The sequence below is a fragment of the Paucibacter sp. M5-1 genome (assembly GCF_027498415.2).
Taxonomy (GTDB): domain Bacteria; phylum Pseudomonadota; class Gammaproteobacteria; order Burkholderiales; family Burkholderiaceae_C; genus Roseateles_E.
On record NZ_JAPZLM020000001.1, the window covers coordinates 4,622,808 to 4,639,215 of the forward strand.

The following is a 16,408-nucleotide window of genomic DNA, read 5'->3' on the forward strand; positions in this document are numbered from 1 at the left end:
TTCACCATGCGGTCAAGCGTGCCTTCACCGCCGCCACCAGGGGGTCGATGGCCGACGGCGGGAACGGCGACACGCTGCTGACGTTGATCTCGCAGAGCACGAAACGTTCGGCCTGCTCGGCCGTGGGCTCGCCGAACATGAAGTCGCAATCCCACAGCATCGGCAGTTGCTCCCGTGCGAGGCCGACCCGCTGCCTCAGGAGCTCGATCCAGCCGGTCTCCAGCAGCCGTCTGAGTGACTGGAACTGCGGCCGGTCGGCCGGGTGATAGTGGCGCGGCCCTGGCGTCGGTGCCGCCTCGCCCGCTCTGCCGGGGTGAAGCGCATTGAGCGCTTGATGGCCGAAACCCACGACCCTATCCTCGACAAGGTAGGCGCGCACCATGCCATCGACCAAGCGGGGCTGCCAGGCTTGGTCGACCATATGGCCACCATGCTCCGGCTCGAAATAGGGTGCGAGATGCGACAGCAATGTGCTCATATCGATGCGCTGCTCCTCGCAGCCGCGCTGGGCATGGCGCACCGCCAGCAGCGCCGAGCCAGCGAGTTGCTCGACCCGCCACACCCCGATGCCGCTGTGGCCGCGGTGCTGCTTGAGCACCCGCGCGCCGATCTGCAAGCGCTGAGGCAGTTCTTCGGCCAGTTGCGCGAGGCTGTCGACACGGACTGTATCGCTGCCGAAGGGCAGCCCGCGCACATCCAGCAGCACGTCCTTGGTGCCCAGGCGCAGGATGACGTCCGGATGCGTGCTGACGAAGACGCCGGCTTGCGCGAGCTCGCGCAACAGCGTGTCGAGCCGATCCCGACGGCGGCCGGATTCGATCGGATTGCTCCAGACCAGCACGCCGTCGACGCGGCGCAGCTGCTCGGCGACCTCGTCGGCAAAATCATCGTGGTAGATGGCCGGTTCTGCCAAGACGCCCGCAGCAGCGAAGGCTTCGAACAGCATCGCGAAGCGGCTCTCGCCCGGGTCGCAGCGTTGGCGTGCCCCGTGGTCGCCGGGATAGAGCAGGGCCAGGGTCGGTGGGTGCTCGGCAGCCATTGCTCAGTCCTTCAACGCGGGCGGGATCGCCGGGCGCCTTCAACCGGCCGTGCCGCTGGGCTGCAGCTCGCGCCCCTCACGGGACCAGCGGTCGATGCCACCAACCAGAAAGCGCGCCCGGATGCCTTGAGCGCGCAGTCGCAGCGCGGTCGCACGACCGACTTCATGGCCATAGACACAGTAGACCAGCACCTCGCTCCCCGTGGCCAGTGTTGCGGCCCATTCGGCGACGCGGGCCGGATTGCGCCAGCAGGCGCCGGGCAACATCGTCGCGGCCTGTTCGTAGATCGCCTCACGGCGCACATCGAGCAGGCTGACCCGCCTGGGATCGACCGTGTCCGGATCGACTGCCAGTCCCTCGCTGGCCGCATGCACGGCCTGCTGGTAGCGCTGGTAGACCTCGCCCCAGGCGATGGTGGCCATGAAATCATCGACATCAGCGCCAGCCTGGGCGCCATGATCGAGAGGCTTGGCAAGCTCGCGCGCGTCCATCGCCAGGATCGGCGTACCGCCGGCCAGCGCCTCTTCGGGGTTTGCCACCCACTGGTTGAGCAGCCGGCCCTCGCGCGGATGCAAGCTCAGCAGCAACCGGCCCGAACCGTCGCCCGAGGCCTTGCCCATCGCGACAAAGTCCTCGCGCCAGCCCTCCACGCTACCGAAGCTGGCGCTCAGGGCCAGCGCCATCGCCGGGGCCATGTCTTGCCCGGCACGGCCGGGGGCTTGAATCGGTGTGTCCATCAATACTCCTCAGCGAAGCGCCAGGCCGGGCAACAGGGTGATGCCCAGGCCGATCAAGGCGCAAATCCCCAGCAGCGGCATCACACCCAGCTTGAAGCGAAACAGGGCCAGCGCCGCGCCCAGCGCGATCAGGGCCGAGGCCCCGTCGAAGCGGCCGGCGAAGCCCTGGGGCCACAGCACGTGATAGGCGAAAAACATCGCCAGATTCAGGATCACGCCGACCACGGCGGCGGTGATGACCGTCAACGGCGCGGTGAATTTCAGATTGCCGTGGGTGCTCTCGATCAGCGGGCCGCCGGCGAAGATGAAGATGAAAGACGGCAGGAAGGTGAAGAAGGTCACCACGCTGGCTGCCGTCGCACCGGCCAGCAGCAGCGCATCAGGTCCGAACACTTGCTGGGTCCAGCCACCGACAAAGCCGACGAAGGCCACCACCATGATCAGCGGGCCGGGTGTGGTCTCGCCCAGCGCCAGGCCATCGATCATCTGCGCGGCGCTGAGCCACTGGTGCTGCTCGACCGCGCCCTGGTAGACATAGGGCAGCACCGCATAGGCGCCGCCGAAGGTCAAAAGCGCGGCCTTGGTGAAGAACCAGCCCATCCGGGTCAAGGTTCCTTCGAAGCCATAGGCCGCGACCAACAGCGCCATCGCAGTCAGCCAGAGGCCCAGCCCAATCCCCAGGACCTGGACCAGGCGGCTGCGCTTGAAGCACGCATGGCCGGGTGTGGGCGTGTCGTCGTCGATCAGTGCCGGCCCGTAGCTCTGCTTGGCCACCCCGTGGCCGCCGCCGATGGCAAAGACCTGTGGCGCATGGCGCCCGCCGAAGTGGCCGATGACGGCCGCCAGCAACACGATCAGGGGGAAGGGCGCATCGAGCGCGAAGATCGCAACAAAGGCCGCCGCAGCGATACCCCACAGCCAGCCGTTCTTCAAAGCCCGGCTGCCGATGCGGTGGGCGGCATGCAGGACCAAGGCCGTCACCGCCGGCTTGATCCCATAGAACAGGCCGGCCACCAAGGGCATCTCGCCGAAGGCGATATAGATCCAGGACAGCGCGATCAGGATGAAGAGCGAAGGCAGCACGAACAGGGCGCCGGCGACGAGGCCGCCCCGGGTCCTGTGCATCAGCCAGCCGATATAGGTGGCCAGCTGCTGCGCCTCGGGGCCGGGCAGCAGCATGCAGTAGTTCAGCGCGTGCAGAAAGCGCTTCTCGCTGATCCAGCGGCGCCGCTCGACCAGCTCGGTGTGCATGATGGCGATCTGCCCCGCCGGGCCACCAAAGCTGATAAAGCCCAGCTTGAGCCAGAAGCGCAGGGCCTGCCAGAAGCTGACCGGTTCGGGGCGGGAGGGGGCGCTGCTCATTCGGCCTGGTCCTTGTTGAAGGCGGTCTGCAGACCTTCGAAAACGCCGGCCGCGGCCAGCAGCAGCTGGTCATCGTCGGCAATCGCCTCGCGCATACCGGCCAGCACCTTCTCGACGCCGGGCGCCTCCGGGGGCTGGATGCCGCCCACATCGAGGCTGTGCACCAGCAGGCCCAGGCGCAGCAGGGTAGGTGTTTCCAGGCCGAAACTGGCCAGCAGGGTCTCGAAGGTCACGCGCGCGCCGACATGGCTGAAGGTGGCACCATCGAAATCAAAGCCCAGCGCCTTCTTCGGGCAGTCGGCCGGCGACTTCAGCCACAGAAAGCGCGCCTCGGGATCGATATGTCGGCGTATCAGCCAGGCGCTGGCCAGTCGGTCCACCCAGGGGCGCTGGCGTGTGGCCCAGAGCCGGCCACGATAGCGCGCCGGATCCAGCCGGGCGATGGCGTGGGCGGCTGACCGGGGTTCGTCGGGCGACATGGCCTGGTGGGCGCGCTGTTCCAGCGCCTGCAGCGCGGCCTCGGCCTGGCGCTGTGCCTCGCCGGCAAAGAAGTCGATGGACACCAGCTGCTCAAAGCTCTTGCGCAGCTTGCGGCTCTGCTTCAGCAACTCGACCGCGTTGTCCGCACGGCAGGCGCTGATCTGGCCCATCAGTTCGGCGAACTCGGCGTCGCGTGCGAACAGCGGCGGGAACTCCGCCGTTTCGCTGATGGTAGCCAGCAGATGGGCCTGACCGGCGTGGGCGCGCACATCCTCGGCCACGGAGGCCAAGGTCCGGGCATGAGACTCCTGCTCAGGAAGCAGGTAGACACCATCCCGCAAAACCGCCGCGCCGCAAGCCTTCAGCGCGCGCCAGCTGCGCATGCGGGCGGTGGCGTTCTCGGTCGGCAGCGAGAGTATCAGTAGCAACCATTTCATTTGTAGATATTAATACACAAGGTAGTAATATCTACATAAATATTTGGCGAGTAGCCGTTTCAGACGTAGCAGCTGCAGCCCAAGGCGCCCCAGAATGCCCCGGTCTCCGGCCCGCTGCTGCGAGCCGTGCTGGCGACGGCTGTGTGGTCATGCCCATGCAGGCCGCAGGCGCTGGCACAGGCGCACATCGCCGCGTAGTGGTAGCGCTTCTCCTGCTCGGAGGCGCCGACGGCAGCGCTCTTGCGCGCCTGATAGCCGCCGTAGCGGCGCACCGGCGACCAGTCGGGCGAGGCCGGCGGCAGCGGCGGGGCCAGCGATTCATAAGTGCCGCTGCCGTGCACCGGCTGGCCGGCGACGATGGTCAGCACCGAGGTGATGTCCTGGATCTGGTCTTCCGGCACGCTCAGGTAGTCGCGGTCCAGCACCGCCAGGTCGCCGAAGGCGCCGGCTTTCAGCACGCCCTTCTTGCCGCTCTCGCGCGAGAACCAGGCGCCATCGGCCGTCATCAGGCGCAGCGCGGCGATGCGGTCCAGGCGCCGCTCCTCGGGGTAGAGCAGGGTGCCACCAATGGTGCGACCCGACACCAGCCAGTACAGCGCCTGCCAGGGGTTGTAGCTGTTGACGCGGGTGGCGTCGGTGCCCAGGGTCACCGGCAGGCCTTGCGCCAGCATGCGCGTGACCGGCGGGGTCTCGGCCGTGGCCTTCAGGCCGTAGCGGCGGATGAAGTACTCGCCCTGCATCGACATGCGGTTCTGGATGGCGACGCCGCCGCCCAGCTTCTTGATGCGTTCCAGATTGGGCGGCGAGACGGTCTCGCAATGGTCGAAGAACCAGCCGAGCTTGTCGATCGGCAGCTCGCGATGCACCTTCTCGAACACATCGAGCGCGCGCGAGATCGTCTGGTCATAGGTGGCATGCATGCGCCAGGGCCAGCCATTGCCGGCCAGGAAGCGCACCACCCCTTCCAGATCGCCCTCCATCGCCTGCGGCATCTCGGGTCTGGGCATCAGGAAGTCCTCGAAATCCGCTGCCGAGAAGGCCAGCATCTCGCCGGCACCGTTGAGCCTGTAGAAATCGCTGCCGTCGCCGGGGCGGCCCATCTTGGCCCAGCGCTGGAAGTCGGCCAGTTCGCTCTTGGCCTTCTGCGGGAACAGGTTGTAGGCGATGCGCAGCGTCAACCGGCCTTCCTTGGCCAGCTTGTCGATGATGGTGTAGTCGTCCGGGTAGTTCTGGAAGCCGCCGCCGGCGTCGCCGACCGAGGTCACGCCCAGGCGGTTCTCCTCGCGCATGAAGTGCAGGGTCGAGTTCAGCTGTTGCTCGGGGTCGAGCTTGGGGCCGAAGTTCAGCGTGTTGTAGAGCACGAAGGCGTTCGGTTCGGCCAGCAGCAATCCGGTCGGCTCGCCGGTCTTGGCATCGCGCTCGATGATGGCGCCGGGCGGCTGCGGCGTGTCCTTGGTGTAGCCGACGGCGCGCAGCGCCGCGCGGTTCAGGAAGGCCATGTTGTAGAGGTTCAGCACGAACACCGGCGTGTCCGGTGCGGCCGCGTTCAGCTCGGCCAGCGTGGGCATGCGTTTCTCGTCGAACTGGAACTCGTTCCAGCCGCCGACCACCCGCAGCCATTGCGGCGAGGGCGTGCGCGCCGCCTGCTCGCGCAGCATCTCCAGCGCCGCACCGAGGCTGCGCACGCCGTCCCAGCGCAACTCCAGGTTGTAGTTCAGGCCGCCGCGGATGATGTGCATGTGCGAGTCGATCAGGCCCGGGATCACGCGGCGCTTGGCCAGGTCGACGATGCGGGTCCGGCTGTCGGCCAACTTGCTGATCTCGGCGTCGCTGCCGACGGCCATCACCAGCCCGGCCTTCAGCGCGATGGCCGTGGCCTCGGGCTTGGCCGGATCGAGCGTGGTGATGCGGCCGTTGCGCAGGATCAGATCGGGCGCGGCGCGACCATCGCCACCCTGGGCCAGCGTCGGCCCGGCCAGCACGCCCAGACCCAGGGCTGCAGCGGCCTCAAGGAAGTCGCGGCGCGAGGAGGGCGGCTCGCCGCCCTGAATGATCAGTTGTTTGAACATGGGATGGACCTCGTCGGCAAGAGTGGCGGATGCTGGTCCATCGTCGTGCCTAGGCCTGCTCTTGTCCTGCCTTCGTCGGCCGGGCTCCGGCTCCCTCGTAAGAGGCAGGCGCGGGGCCTGCCTGCCGTGGCTTGGGATCTTGTTGTCGGGTTTGTTTTGCCGGCATCATGCCGGTGCTCGGCGTGTCGACCGATGCCTGGAGAGATGGATGAAAGACGCTGTGGGACAGGCCCTGACGGGCGCCAATGCGCAGGCCCTGGATCTGCTGGAACAAGGGCTGCATCAGTTTCGCTGCCTCAACGGAGATCCGCTGGCCAGCGCCGAGGCCGCGCTGGCGGCCGCACCCGAGCTGGTGATGGGCCAGGTGCTGAAGGCCTGGCTGCTGCTGCTGAGCACCGAGGCCCCGGCGCTGGCACCGGCCCGCGCCGCCTTGGCTGCCGCGCAGGCCCTGCCGCACAACGCGCGCGAAGCCCTGCATCTGCGCGCCATCGAGGCGCTCTGCAAGGGCCGCTGGCACGAAGCCGGCCGGGTGCTGGAAGACCTCAGCTGCGACTATCCGCTGGACGCGCTGGCCTTGCAGGCCGGCCAGCAGATCGATTTCTTCACCGGCGATGCACGCATGCTGCGTGACCGCATGGCGCGTGTGCTGCCGGACTGGTCGGCGGCATTGCCGGGCTGGCACGCGGTGCTGGGCATGTATGCGTTCGGGCTGGAGGAGAACGGCGACTATCGCCATGCCGAGCAGCTGGGCCGCGAGGCCGTGGCGCTGCAGCCTCAGGACGCCTGGGCCCAGCATGCGGTGGCTCATGTGATGGAAATGCAGGGCCGGCGTCGCGAGGGGATGGCCTGGATGCGCGACAACGCCGGCTGGCAGCAGGGCAGCTTTCTGGGCGTGCACAACTGGTGGCATCTGGCCCTGTACCACCTGGCCGAGGGCGAGCATGAGGAGGTGCTGGCGCTGTACGACGGCCCGATCAACGGTCCGCACAGCACCATCGTGCTCGAGCTGGTCGATGCCAGCGCCTTGCTCTGGCGGCTGCAGCTGGCGGGAGTCGATGTCGGCGCGCGCTGGGCGACGCTGGCCGAGCGCTGGGCACCCCATGCGGCCAGCGCCAACTATGCGTTCAACGACATGCATGCGGCGATGGCATTCGCCTGCGCCGGCCGCGAGGATCTGGTGCGCGAGCTGCGCGCTGCGCAAGCCCTGGCCTTGCGCAGCGCGGACGACAACGCCGCTTTCCTGCGCGAGGTCGGCCAGCCCGCGACCGAGGCCGTGCTGGCTTTTACCGCCGGCCAGTACCGCCGCGCCGGCGAGCTGCTGCGGCCGCTGCGCAGCCATGCCCACCGTTTCGGTGGCAGCCATGCACAGCGCGATCTGCTGGACCAGACCCTGATCCGGGCGGCCGACGCGGGCGGAGACGCCGCGCTGGCCCGGGCGCTGCTGAGCGAACGCCGCGCGCTGGCCGAGCAACGCGCGGTCCAGCACTGAGCCGAGCTGCCCGCTGCCGCACCGGGATGCCAGGCCGCCAGCTCAGATCTCGTCGATCACGGTCTGCTTGGCCTGCCCGCTCTCCAGCGAGAAGCGGTCGCGCGTGCGCACATAGAAGCTGGCGCCGAAGCGGCCCACCGGGTGATAGTCCTGCAGGCGCACGCGCCAGGTCTCGGTATCGATCAGGCCCTCGCGGGCATGCAGCCAGCGCACCTGGCCGATGAAGATCTGGCGGCTGGCGGTTTCCAGCGTCTCCCACAGGGTGCATTCGAAGGCCACCGGCGCCTCGGCGATGCGCGCCGGCTTGACGAGCCGGCAGGGCGCCGCGTGCAGGCCCACATGGGCCAGCTCGCTGACATCCGGCGGCAGGCGCTCGCCGCAGCGGTGCATGGCCTCGGCCATGGCCTCGTCCGGCAGGTGCACGACGAACTCGCCGCTGCGCTGGATGTTGGCGGCGGTGTCCTTCAGCGCGCCGTCCTTGAGCCGGTTGACGCTGATCATCACGATCGGCGGCTCCTCGCCCAGCATATTGAACATGCTGAAGGGGGCGGCATTGACGACGCCGGCCTCGTTGACCGTCGTGACCAGCGCGATCGGCCGCGGCACGATCAGGCTGGCCATCAGCTTGTAGCGCTGGTACTCGGTGAGGGCGGCGAAGTCGATGTCCATGCGATGTCCGTGAGGTGCTAACTGAGGCCCAGCTTCTGGGCCAGGCTGGGTTCGGGTTGGGCGCTGTGCAGCACGATGCGCTGCTCCAGTTCGCGCAGATGCGCTTCCATCAGCTTCAGCGCGCCCTTGGCATTGCCGTTGGCGATGCAGTCGACGATGCGTTCGTGTTCCTCGTGCTCGCAGGCCGCATTGCCGGGCGGCTCGTACAGCGCGACGATCAGCGAGCAGCGCGAGATCAGCTCGGTCAGATAGCGCAGCAGCACCGGGTTGCGGCCCAGGGCCGCAACCTGCAGATGGAAGCTGCTGGCCAGCCGCGCCCAGGCCGGCTGGTCGAAGCGATGCATGGCCTCGTGCTCCTGGGCCAGCTGCTTGCGCAGCGCGGCGATGTCGGCCTTGCTGGCGTGCGCGACGGCCAGCTCCAGCAGCGCGCCCTCCAGCGCGCGGCGCGCCTCGAAGATCTGGCGCGTTTCCTCCGGCGTCGGCGCGGCGACCACGGCACCGCGGTTCAGGCGCAGCTCGACGATGTGGTCGTGGGCCAGGCGCTGCAACACCTTGCGCACCGTCGCGCGCTTGACGTCGAACAGCTCGCACAGCGCCGCCTCCGGCAGCTTGGTGCCGGGGGTCAGGCGTTGCTCCATCACGCCCTCGAACACCGAGCGGTAGATGCGCTCCTCGACGTCGACTGGGGCTTCGGGCTTGGCTATGCGGTGGGTGCTCATGGCTTTGTTGGTCAATGCAATGCCAGGATTGTCGCCATTAAATGTCGACAATCTGCAGCGCCTCCATGTGCGCGGCGACCTGCCCGGGCGTGCACAGCCAGATCTCGTCGCGCCGCTGAACGATGTGCGCCAGCGCCCGACGCAGATGGCGCAGCCGGTAGGGCTGGCCGACCAGATAGGGGTGCAGCGCGATCCCCATCACCAGGGCCTGGCCATGGCGTTCGGACTGCGCCAGCATCTCGTCGAAGTTGTCGGCGATCATCTGCGCGAAGTCCTTGGCATCCATCTGCCGCGCCACCAGCATCGGGATGTCGTTGAGCTCCTGCGGGTAGGGGATCGACCAGAGCGGGCGGCCGCTGCGGGTGCGCATCCGGGTCGGCTGGTCGTCGTGGCACCAGTTCAAGGTGTATCGGTAGCCGGTCTCGGCCAGCAGGTCGGGCGTCAGCCGGCTCTCCGAGATCCAGGGCGACAGCCAACCCCCGGGTAACTGGCCCGAGCGGGCCTGGATTTCGTCACGGCAGGCGGTCAGCAGTGCGGCCTCGCGGGCCTCATCCCAGCCGCCCTGGCGCTCGGCGTTCGTGTGGCCGTGGCCGATCAGCTCGTCGCCGCGCGCCAGCAGGGCCGCCACCAGCTCGGGGCAGTGCTGGTACAGCGCGGTGTTGATCAGCGCGCCGGTGGGCAGTTGCAGGTCGTCGAACAGCTCCAGGCAGCGCCAGGCGCCGACCCGGTTGCCGTACTCGCGCCAGCTGTGGTTCAGCACATCGGGCTCGGGACTGACGGGTCCCAGCGCCGCGCCCAGACCCTCGCCGAAGGCGAAGTGCTCGACATTGAAACCGAGGTAGACCGCCAGGCGCCGGCCCTCGGGCCAGGTCCAGCGCGGGCGCCGCGTGATGGGCCGGTAGTCGAAGCGGCCGTGCGTGGGCAGAGGGTTCAGCATGGTGCGGCGATGCACCGACTTGGCGCGAGGGGTTTGCGGGTTTGGGGCATCTGGGGTGATTATTTGATTGTCGACAATTTAATGATTTTATTGTTCGCAATAAACAGGCCATATGTTGACATGGCATGGAGTTTGCGAGTTGTCGCCGGTCATCCCTCAACCCCTGGAGCCTCCGATGTCCCTCAAGCTATCCCGCCGACCCTTGTTGATCTGCGCCGCTGCGCTTGCGGCCCTGGGCCTGAGCCCGGCGCAGGCCCAGGAGCCCATCAAGATCGGCCTGGTGACCGCCCTGTCCGGCCAGTCGGCGCGTGCCGGCGAGGCGATCACCCGCGGGCTGGTGGTTGCCATCGACGAGATCAATGCCAAGGGCGGCCTGCTGGGCGGCCGCAAGCTGGAACTGGTGCGGCGGGACGACGAGGGCGCGCCGGCCAAGGGTGTGGTGGCCGCGCGGGAGCTGATCTTCAAGGAGAAAGTTGCGGTGCTGTTCGGCGGCCTGGACACGCCGGTGTCGATGGCCCTGGTGCCGCTGGCCAATCAGGAGAAGGTGCCTTTCATGGGCCCCTGGGCGGCCGGCACGCCGATCACCAAGAACGGTGCCAACCCGAACTTCGCCTTCCGCGTCTCGGCCGTCGACGAGATCGTCAACAAGGCGATGCTGCAGTACGCGCAGGCCACCTTCAAGGCCAGCAAGCCCGGCATGATCCTGGTCAACAACCCCTGGGGCGAGAGCAACGAGAAGGGCCTGGTCGCAGCGCTGGCGGCCAAGGGCCTGAAGGCGGTGGGCGTCGAGAAGTTCGAGGCCAATGATGTGGACGTGGTGCCGCAGTTGAGCCGCCTGAAGGCCGCCGGCGCCGACAGCCTGTTCATGGTCGGCAACGTCGGCCCCTCGGCCCAGGTCGTCAAGTCGCTGGACCGCATGGGCTGGAAGGTGCCTATCGTCTCGCACTGGGGTCCCGCCGGCGGCCGTTTCACCGAGCTGGCCGGCCCGAACGCGAAGAGCGTGCATTTCGTGCAGACCTACAGCTTCTTCGGCAAGCAGACCCCGGTCGGCGAGAAGGTCATGAAGGCGCTGATGGCCAAGTATTCCGACATCAAGGGCCCGGACGACGTGACGCCGGCGGTCGGCGTGGCCAATGCCTATGACGCGATGCAACTGGCGGCGCTGGCCATCACGGCGGCCGGCTCCACTGACGGCGACGCAGTACGCCAGGGTTTCTACAAGATCGGCCGCTACGAAGGCCTGATCAAAACCTATGACAAGCCCTTCACGGCCCAGGTGCATGACGCCGTGACCGAGAACGACTATGTCTGGGCCCAGTTCATCGACAACCGCATCCTGCCGGTCGCGAACTGACCCACCCCCTACCGGCTTCGCCGGCCCCCTCAAGGGGGCGAGCCCGTACGCCCGGCAAAGCCGGATCGTCGGGCTCCACTGGGTAAATCCCGCAACGAGGACGAGATGCTTTATTTATCCGCGCTGATCAGCGGCCTGGGCCTGGGCAGCATGTATGGCTTGATGGCCCTGGGCTTTCACGTCACCCATGCGGTCTCGGGCACGGTCAACTTTGCCCAGGGCAGCTCGATGATGCTGGGGGCCGTGCTCTGCTATGCGCTGGCCCAGGGCGCCGGCTGGCCTCTGCCGCTGGCGGCGCTGCTGGCGCTGGCAGGCTGCGCGGCCTACGGCCTGCTGGTCGAACGGCTGGCGGTGCGGCCCTTCGCGAGCCGCGGTTCGAACGCCTGGCTGATGTCCACCGTGGCTTTGGGCATCGTGTTGGATAACCTAGTGATGTTCGCCTTCGGCAAGGAGCCGCGCAGCCTGCCCTCGCCGCTGGCGACGACGCTGATTGAGCTGGGCGCGGTAGGCCTGGGCGTCTATCCGCTGCAGCTGCTGATCCCGCTGGTGGGCCTGGCGCTGGCCGGCGCGCTGCATGGGGTGGCGCGGCACACGCGCTGGGGTGTCGCGATGCTGGCCGTGGTGCAGAACCCTGCCGCTGCGCGGTTGATGGGCATCCCGATCCAGCGCGTGATCGCGGTGGCCTTCGCGCTGTCGACGCTGTTCGCCGGCGTGGCTGGCGTGCTGATCGCGCCGCTGTTCAATGTGCATGCCGATATGGGCACGCTGTTCGGGCTGAAGGCCTTCGCGGTGGCGATGTTGGGCGGCATAGCCAGCGCCTGGGGCGTGATGGCGGCGGGCCTGCTGTTCGGTATCAGCGAGGCGCTGATCACCAGCACCCTGGGCTCCAGCTACACGCAGATCATCAGCTTTTCCCTCGTCATCCTGGTGCTGGCGTGCAAACCCAATGGCCTTTTCGGCCGCATGGAAGTGAAGAAGGTATGACGGGAGGCAAGACCTGGCCCTGGATTGCAGGCCTTGCGGTGCTGGGCGCCGGACTGGTGCTGGCGACAACACTGAACGGCTATTACGTCTTCGTGCTGGCCCAGGTGGCCCTGCTGGCCCTGGTGGGCATAGGCCTGAACGTGCTGATCGGCCTGTCCGGCCAGGTGTCCTTCGGGCATGTCGGCTTTTACGCGATCGGTGCCTATGCGGTGGCCATTCTGACCGGCGCGGCCGGCTGGAGCTTCTGGGCCGCCTGGCCGGTGGCCCTGCTGGTCGCGGCGGCCGCCGGCGCGCTGCTGGCTTTGCCGGCGCTGCGCGTCAAGGGGCCTTACCTGGCGATGATCACCATCGCCTTCGGCTTCATCGTCGAGCATGGGGCCGCCGAATGGCGCGGCCTGACAGGCGGGCAGAACGGGCTGATGGGCTATGGCGGCCCCAGCCTGGGCGGGCTGGCCTCGGGCGAGCGCGCGGTCGCGATGCTGGCGCTGATCGCGGCGGCCCTGGCCTTTGTCGGCTACTGCCTGCTGGCGCGCGGCCGCTGGGGCGCGGGCCTGCGCGCGGTGCGCGACAGCGAGACTGCGGCCGAGGCTATCGGCCTGAAGCCGCTGCCGATCAAGGTCGTGGCCTTCGCGGTTTCGGCCGGCCTGGCCGGCCTGGCCGGTGGCCTGTTCGCGCCGCTGGCGGGCATGGTGACGCCGGGCAGCTTTGCCTTCGTGCAGTCCATCCTCTTCGTGCTGGTGGTCGTGCTGGGCGGCGCCGGTTCGGCCATCGGCCCGCTGATCGGCGCGCTGATCGTGGGCCTGTTGCCCGAGGTCCTGAGCGGCATGGAGGAGTACCGGCTGCTGTTCTTCGGCGCCTTGCTGCTGGTCGTGCTGTGGGTGGCGCCGGATGGCGTGGCCGGTTTGCTGCAGCGCCTGTCTCAACACCTATGGCAACGACGGGAGACGCCGCTGATGGCCGGCGGCGTGAGCTTGCCGCTCGTCTCGCGGGTGCGCCAAGGCCTGAGCGCAGAAGGTCTGGGCCGGATGTTTGGCGGCGTGCGTGCGGTGCATGAGCTGAGCTTTGTGGCCCAGCCCGGCGCGGTGACGGCCTTGATCGGCCCGAACGGCGCCGGCAAGACCACGGCGCTGAATCTGCTGAGCGGCTTCTACACGCCCAGCAGCGGCGGCTTCGCCCTGGGCGACAAGGCGCTGGCGGGCCAGCCGGCCCATGCGGTGGCGCGCGCCGGCCTGGCGCGCAGCTACCAGACCTCCCAGCTGTTCGGCTCGCTGAGCGTGCTGGATAACGTCGCCTTGGCCTGTCTGCGGGGCCGGCTCGGCGGGCTGTTCGGCGCGGCCGGCCTGCGCTCGGCGGCGGTGCAGGCGCGCAGCCTGGCCTTGCTGGGCGCCTGCGGCTACGTCGGCGACGCGAACCTGCCGGCCGCCGATCTGCCCCATGTGGACCGGCGCGTCGTCGAGATCGCGCGCGCGCTGGCCACCGATCCCGACATGCTGCTGCTCGACGAGCCGGCCGCCGGCCTCTCGGCCGAGGACAAGCAGCGTCTGGCTGTGCTGCTGCGCCGCATCGCCGACGAGGCCGGTGTCGGCGTGCTGCTGGTCGAGCACGATATGGGCCTGGTGATGGGCGTGTCAGACCATATCGTTGTGCTGGATGCCGGCCAGCGCCTGGCGATGGGCACGCCGGCCGAGATCCAGGCCGATCCGCTGGTGCGTCGCGCCTATCTTGGCGATGACATGGACGAGGACAGCAGGCTGGAAGCGCCGGTCGCCGCGCATCAACGCCAGCTCGGCGCCGAGCTGCTGCATGTCGGCGCGCTGCACACCGGCTATGGTGCCGCGCCGGTGCTCAAGGGCATCGAGCTGCAGCTGCGCGAGGGCGAGCTGCTGGCCGTGCTGGGCGCCAACGGGGCCGGCAAGTCGACGCTGATGCGCGCGCTGGCCGGGCTGCAGCGGCCGGTGCAGGGCGGCATCCATCTGGCCGGCGAGGACCTGACCGATCTGGGCGCCGAGGCCATCGCTCGTCGCGGCCTGGTGCTCGTGCCCGAGGGCCGCCAGGTCTTCCCCGAGCTGAGCGTGCGGGACAATCTGCGCCTGGGCGGCTTCCTGCATCCCGAGGGGCTGGAGGCGCGCGCCGAAGCGATGCTGGAACGCTTCCCGCGCTTGAGAGAGCGCCTGCATCAGCGCGCCGGCCTGCTGTCGGGCGGCGAGCAGCAGATGCTGGCGGTGGCGCGCGGCCTGATGGCCAAGCCGCGCGTGCTGCTGCTGGACGAGCCCTCGCTGGGCCTGGCGCCCAAGGTCATCGCCGACCTGTTCGCGGTGCTGGCGCGCTTGCGCGAGGAAGGGCTGACCATCGTGCTGGTCGACCAGATGGCGGCGCTGGCGTTGTCACTGGCCGACCGGGCCTGCGTGATCGAGGACGGCCAGGTGGTGCTGGCCGGCACGGCGGCCGAGGTGGCGGCCGATCCGGCGCTGCGAAAAGCCTATCTGGGCGCCTGAGGTGTCTTCCGGCAGCTGGGGCTGGGCCGGTCATACTGGCCATCCGCTTGACTGTTGCACAGGACAATACCGATGAAGACTTGGATCTCGATAGGGCTTGCCGCCGCCGCGCTGATCAGCACCGTGCCGGCGCAGGCCGATGACGTGCTGAAGGCCGCCATTGCCGGTGCGCAGCGCACGCCGGCCTTTGTGGCGCGCGATGTCTGGCGCCACCCGTATGAAACGCTGAGCTTCTTCGGCCTGCGAGCGAGCGACACCGTGGTCGAGCTGAGCCCCGGCGGCGGCTGGTACACCGAAATCCTGGCCCCCTATCTGCGCGAGCGCGGCCGGCTGATCCTGGCCGGCGACGATCCGGCGTCGCCGCAGGCCTATTACCAGCGCAGCGCGGCGCGGCTGAAGCAGAAGTTGGAGGCGCAGCCGGCGGTCTATGACAAGGTGCAGCTGACCGTGTTCGACGCCGGTGCCGGCAAGCTGGCTTATGCGCCGGCGGGCGCGGCCGATCTGGTGCTGACCTTCCGCAATGTGCACAACTGGATGAGCCATGGCGAGGCCAGGACGCAGGCGGTGTTCCAGAGCGCGTTCGACAGCCTGAAGCCCGGCGGCGTGTTCGGCGTGGTCGAGCATCGCTTGCCGGCCGACCGGGTACAGGACGAGAAGGCCGCCAGCGGCTATGTGCAGCAGGCCTATGTCGTGCGGATGGCCGAGCGCGTCGGCTTCAAGCTGGCGGCCAGCAGCGAGATCAACGCCAACCCCAGGGACACGGCCGACCACGAGGGCGGGGTCTGGTCGCTGCCGCCGAGCTATGGGCTCAAGGACAAGGACCGGGCGCGCTACGAGGCGATCGGTGAGAGCGACCGCATGACGCTCAAGTTCGTCAAGCCCTGAGCCGCCGGCCGCCCTGGGGCCGGGTGTTGCCTGCGGGCTGGTTTGTCCCCGCTTGCGAGGCCGCACGCACAGGTATATAAACGAAAGCAATCCGGCATGGCGCCTACGCAGCAAACCCCGCAGTGATGCGGCTGTGATAGCAACACCTGGCCCCCAAAGATCTGAAGGCAATTCGTTTCTGTCACTCCTTGAGGAGGCGGTCATGGAACTTGAAGCGCAGTCGCATCGATGGGAGAGCCGCATGCCGGACTGGCCGGCGGCCGTGGTCGCGGGTCTGGTCGCGGGCGCGGTGGCGATGGTGATGGACCTGCTCTGGACCACGCTGATGCAGGGCGGCAATCCCTGGCACACCTCTCACCAGGTGGCCGCGATGCTGTTGGGCCCGGAGCTTCTGCAAGGCCCCACCCAGGCCTTCAGTCTTGGTGTGGTCGCGACGGCGATGGCGATCCACTACGGCCTTGGCATCGTGTTCGGCTGCATCGTCGCCTTCATCGTCACCGGCTTTCATTACGAAGGCAGCCTGCCGATGCTGGAGATCGTCGGCGGCCTGTTCGGCATCGCGCTGTACTTCATCAATTTCTACGGCATGGTGCGGCTCTTCCCCTGGGTCGCCGAGATGCGCAGCGGTGCCTATCTGGTCGAGCATCTGGTGTTCGGCATGGTGGCCGCCAGCGTCTACTGGAAGCTGTCGCGGCGCGGCTCGGCCGCAGACTGACCCGGCTGGCGGCGGCGCTTTCGGGCGCCGCTTCCA

14 protein-coding genes are annotated in these 16,408 nt (G+C 68.4%); 6 read left to right on the forward strand and 8 right to left on the reverse strand.

What is annotated here, in order from left to right:
* Position 1: 1 nt before the first annotated feature.
* The 5 genes from O5M90_RS21985 to O5M90_RS22005 are packed head-to-tail and all read right to left on the reverse strand — an operon-like array spanning position 2 to position 6,125.
* Complete coding sequence (locus O5M90_RS21985; protein ID WP_269838055.1) at positions 2-1,039, reverse strand: Cj0069 family protein; 1,038 nt, start codon at positions 1,037-1,039, stop codon at positions 2-4.
* Between the two features lie 39 nt (positions 1,040-1,078).
* Positions 1,079-1,777, reverse strand: coding sequence for a Fe-Mn family superoxide dismutase (locus tag O5M90_RS21990; protein ID WP_262971378.1), 699 nt, complete (start codon positions 1,775-1,777; stop codon positions 1,079-1,081).
* A 9-nt stretch (positions 1,778-1,786) separates the two neighbouring features.
* Positions 1,787-3,139, reverse strand: coding sequence for a chromate efflux transporter (chrA, locus tag O5M90_RS21995; RefSeq protein ID WP_269838053.1), 1,353 nt, complete (start codon positions 3,137-3,139; stop codon positions 1,787-1,789).
* Positions 3,136-4,056 (reverse strand): chromate resistance protein ChrB domain-containing protein, encoded by a 921-nt coding sequence (locus O5M90_RS22000; RefSeq protein WP_269838052.1) that lies wholly within the window; start codon positions 4,054-4,056, stop codon positions 3,136-3,138. The genes chrA and O5M90_RS22000 overlap by 4 nt, the downstream gene beginning before the upstream one ends.
* Before the next feature lie 59 nt (positions 4,057-4,115).
* Positions 4,116-6,125 (reverse strand): amidohydrolase, encoded by a 2,010-nt coding sequence (locus tag O5M90_RS22005; protein WP_269838051.1) that lies wholly within the window; start codon positions 6,123-6,125, stop codon positions 4,116-4,118.
* A 208-nt stretch (positions 6,126-6,333) separates the two neighbouring features.
* Between O5M90_RS22005 and O5M90_RS22010 the strand changes: the two genes are divergently transcribed.
* Complete coding sequence (locus tag O5M90_RS22010; RefSeq protein WP_269838050.1) at positions 6,334-7,614, forward strand: tetratricopeptide repeat protein; 1,281 nt, start codon at positions 6,334-6,336, stop codon at positions 7,612-7,614.
* A gap of 42 nt (positions 7,615-7,656) precedes the next feature.
* On the opposite strand, the gene O5M90_RS22015 is transcribed toward O5M90_RS22010, so the two are convergent.
* Genes O5M90_RS22015 through O5M90_RS22025 form a run of 3 tightly spaced genes read right to left on the reverse strand, consistent with a single transcriptional unit; the run spans position 7,657 to position 9,939 of the window.
* Positions 7,657-8,283 carry a flavin reductase family protein gene (locus tag O5M90_RS22015; protein ID WP_269838049.1) on the reverse strand — a complete coding sequence of 209 codons (627 nt, stop codon included), beginning with the start codon at positions 8,281-8,283 and terminating at the stop codon, positions 7,657-7,659.
* 17 nt (positions 8,284-8,300) lie between these two features.
* Complete coding sequence (locus O5M90_RS22020; RefSeq protein ID WP_269838048.1) at positions 8,301-9,002, reverse strand: GntR family transcriptional regulator; 702 nt, start codon at positions 9,000-9,002, stop codon at positions 8,301-8,303.
* 37 nt (positions 9,003-9,039) lie between these two features.
* The gene (locus tag O5M90_RS22025) at positions 9,040-9,939 is read right to left on the reverse strand and encodes a polysaccharide deacetylase family protein (protein WP_440402334.1); all 900 of its coding nucleotides are present in this window, start codon (positions 9,937-9,939) and stop codon (positions 9,040-9,042) included.
* A 175-nt stretch (positions 9,940-10,114) separates the two neighbouring features.
* Here O5M90_RS22025 and O5M90_RS22030 point away from each other — a divergent pair, with 175 nt between their 5' ends.
* From O5M90_RS22030 to O5M90_RS22050, 5 genes are all read left to right on the forward strand, one after another.
* Positions 10,115-11,293, forward strand: a complete 1,179-nt coding sequence (locus tag O5M90_RS22030) for an ABC transporter substrate-binding protein (protein ID WP_262971372.1) — start codon at positions 10,115-10,117, stop codon at positions 11,291-11,293.
* Positions 11,294-11,398: 105 nt separating this feature from the next.
* On the forward strand, positions 11,399-12,277 hold the full coding sequence (locus O5M90_RS22035; protein WP_269838047.1) for a branched-chain amino acid ABC transporter permease: 879 nt from the start codon (positions 11,399-11,401) through the stop codon (positions 12,275-12,277).
* Complete coding sequence (locus O5M90_RS22040) at positions 12,274-14,772, forward strand: branched-chain amino acid ABC transporter ATP-binding protein/permease (protein ID WP_269838046.1); 2,499 nt, start codon at positions 12,274-12,276, stop codon at positions 14,770-14,772. Before O5M90_RS22035 ends, O5M90_RS22040 begins: the two co-directional genes overlap by 4 nt.
* Before the next feature lie 72 nt (positions 14,773-14,844).
* Positions 14,845-15,657, forward strand: coding sequence for a class I SAM-dependent methyltransferase (locus O5M90_RS22045; RefSeq protein ID WP_137941413.1), 813 nt, complete (start codon positions 14,845-14,847; stop codon positions 15,655-15,657).
* A gap of 202 nt (positions 15,658-15,859) precedes the next feature.
* Positions 15,860-16,372 (forward strand): hypothetical protein, encoded by a 513-nt coding sequence (locus O5M90_RS22050; protein ID WP_269838045.1) that lies wholly within the window; start codon positions 15,860-15,862, stop codon positions 16,370-16,372.
* The last annotated feature ends 36 nt before the right edge of the window (positions 16,373-16,408 follow it).

Coding starts and splice junctions, on each gene's coding strand:
- O5M90_RS22030 (WP_262971372.1), top strand. CDS start 10,115: ATGTCCCTCAAGCTATCCCGCCGACCCTTGTTGATCTGCGCCGCTGCG.
- O5M90_RS22040 (WP_269838046.1), top strand. CDS start 12,274: ATGACGGGAGGCAAGACCTGGCCCTGGATTGCAGGCCTTGCGGTGCTG.
- O5M90_RS22045 (WP_137941413.1), top strand. CDS start 14,845: ATGAAGACTTGGATCTCGATAGGGCTTGCCGCCGCCGCGCTGATCAGC.
- O5M90_RS22005 (WP_269838051.1), bottom strand. CDS start 6,125: ATGTTCAAACAACTGATCATTCAGGGCGGCGAGCCGCCCTCCTCGCGC.
- chrA (WP_269838053.1), bottom strand. CDS start 3,139: ATGAGCAGCGCCCCCTCCCGCCCCGAACCGGTCAGCTTCTGGCAGGCC.
- O5M90_RS22025 (WP_440402334.1), bottom strand. CDS start 9,939: ATGCTGAACCCTCTGCCCACGCACGGCCGCTTCGACTACCGGCCCATC.
- O5M90_RS22015 (WP_269838049.1), bottom strand. CDS start 8,283: ATGGACATCGACTTCGCCGCCCTCACCGAGTACCAGCGCTACAAGCTG.
- O5M90_RS22035 (WP_269838047.1), top strand. CDS start 11,399: ATGCTTTATTTATCCGCGCTGATCAGCGGCCTGGGCCTGGGCAGCATG.
- O5M90_RS22050 (WP_269838045.1), top strand. CDS start 15,860: ATGGAACTTGAAGCGCAGTCGCATCGATGGGAGAGCCGCATGCCGGAC.
- O5M90_RS22010 (WP_269838050.1), top strand. CDS start 6,334: ATGAAAGACGCTGTGGGACAGGCCCTGACGGGCGCCAATGCGCAGGCC.
- O5M90_RS21985 (WP_269838055.1), bottom strand. CDS start 1,039: ATGGCTGCCGAGCACCCACCGACCCTGGCCCTGCTCTATCCCGGCGAC.
- O5M90_RS22020 (WP_269838048.1), bottom strand. CDS start 9,002: ATGAGCACCCACCGCATAGCCAAGCCCGAAGCCCCAGTCGACGTCGAG.
- O5M90_RS21990 (WP_262971378.1), bottom strand. CDS start 1,777: ATGGACACACCGATTCAAGCCCCCGGCCGTGCCGGGCAAGACATGGCC.
- O5M90_RS22000 (WP_269838052.1), bottom strand. CDS start 4,056: ATGAAATGGTTGCTACTGATACTCTCGCTGCCGACCGAGAACGCCACC.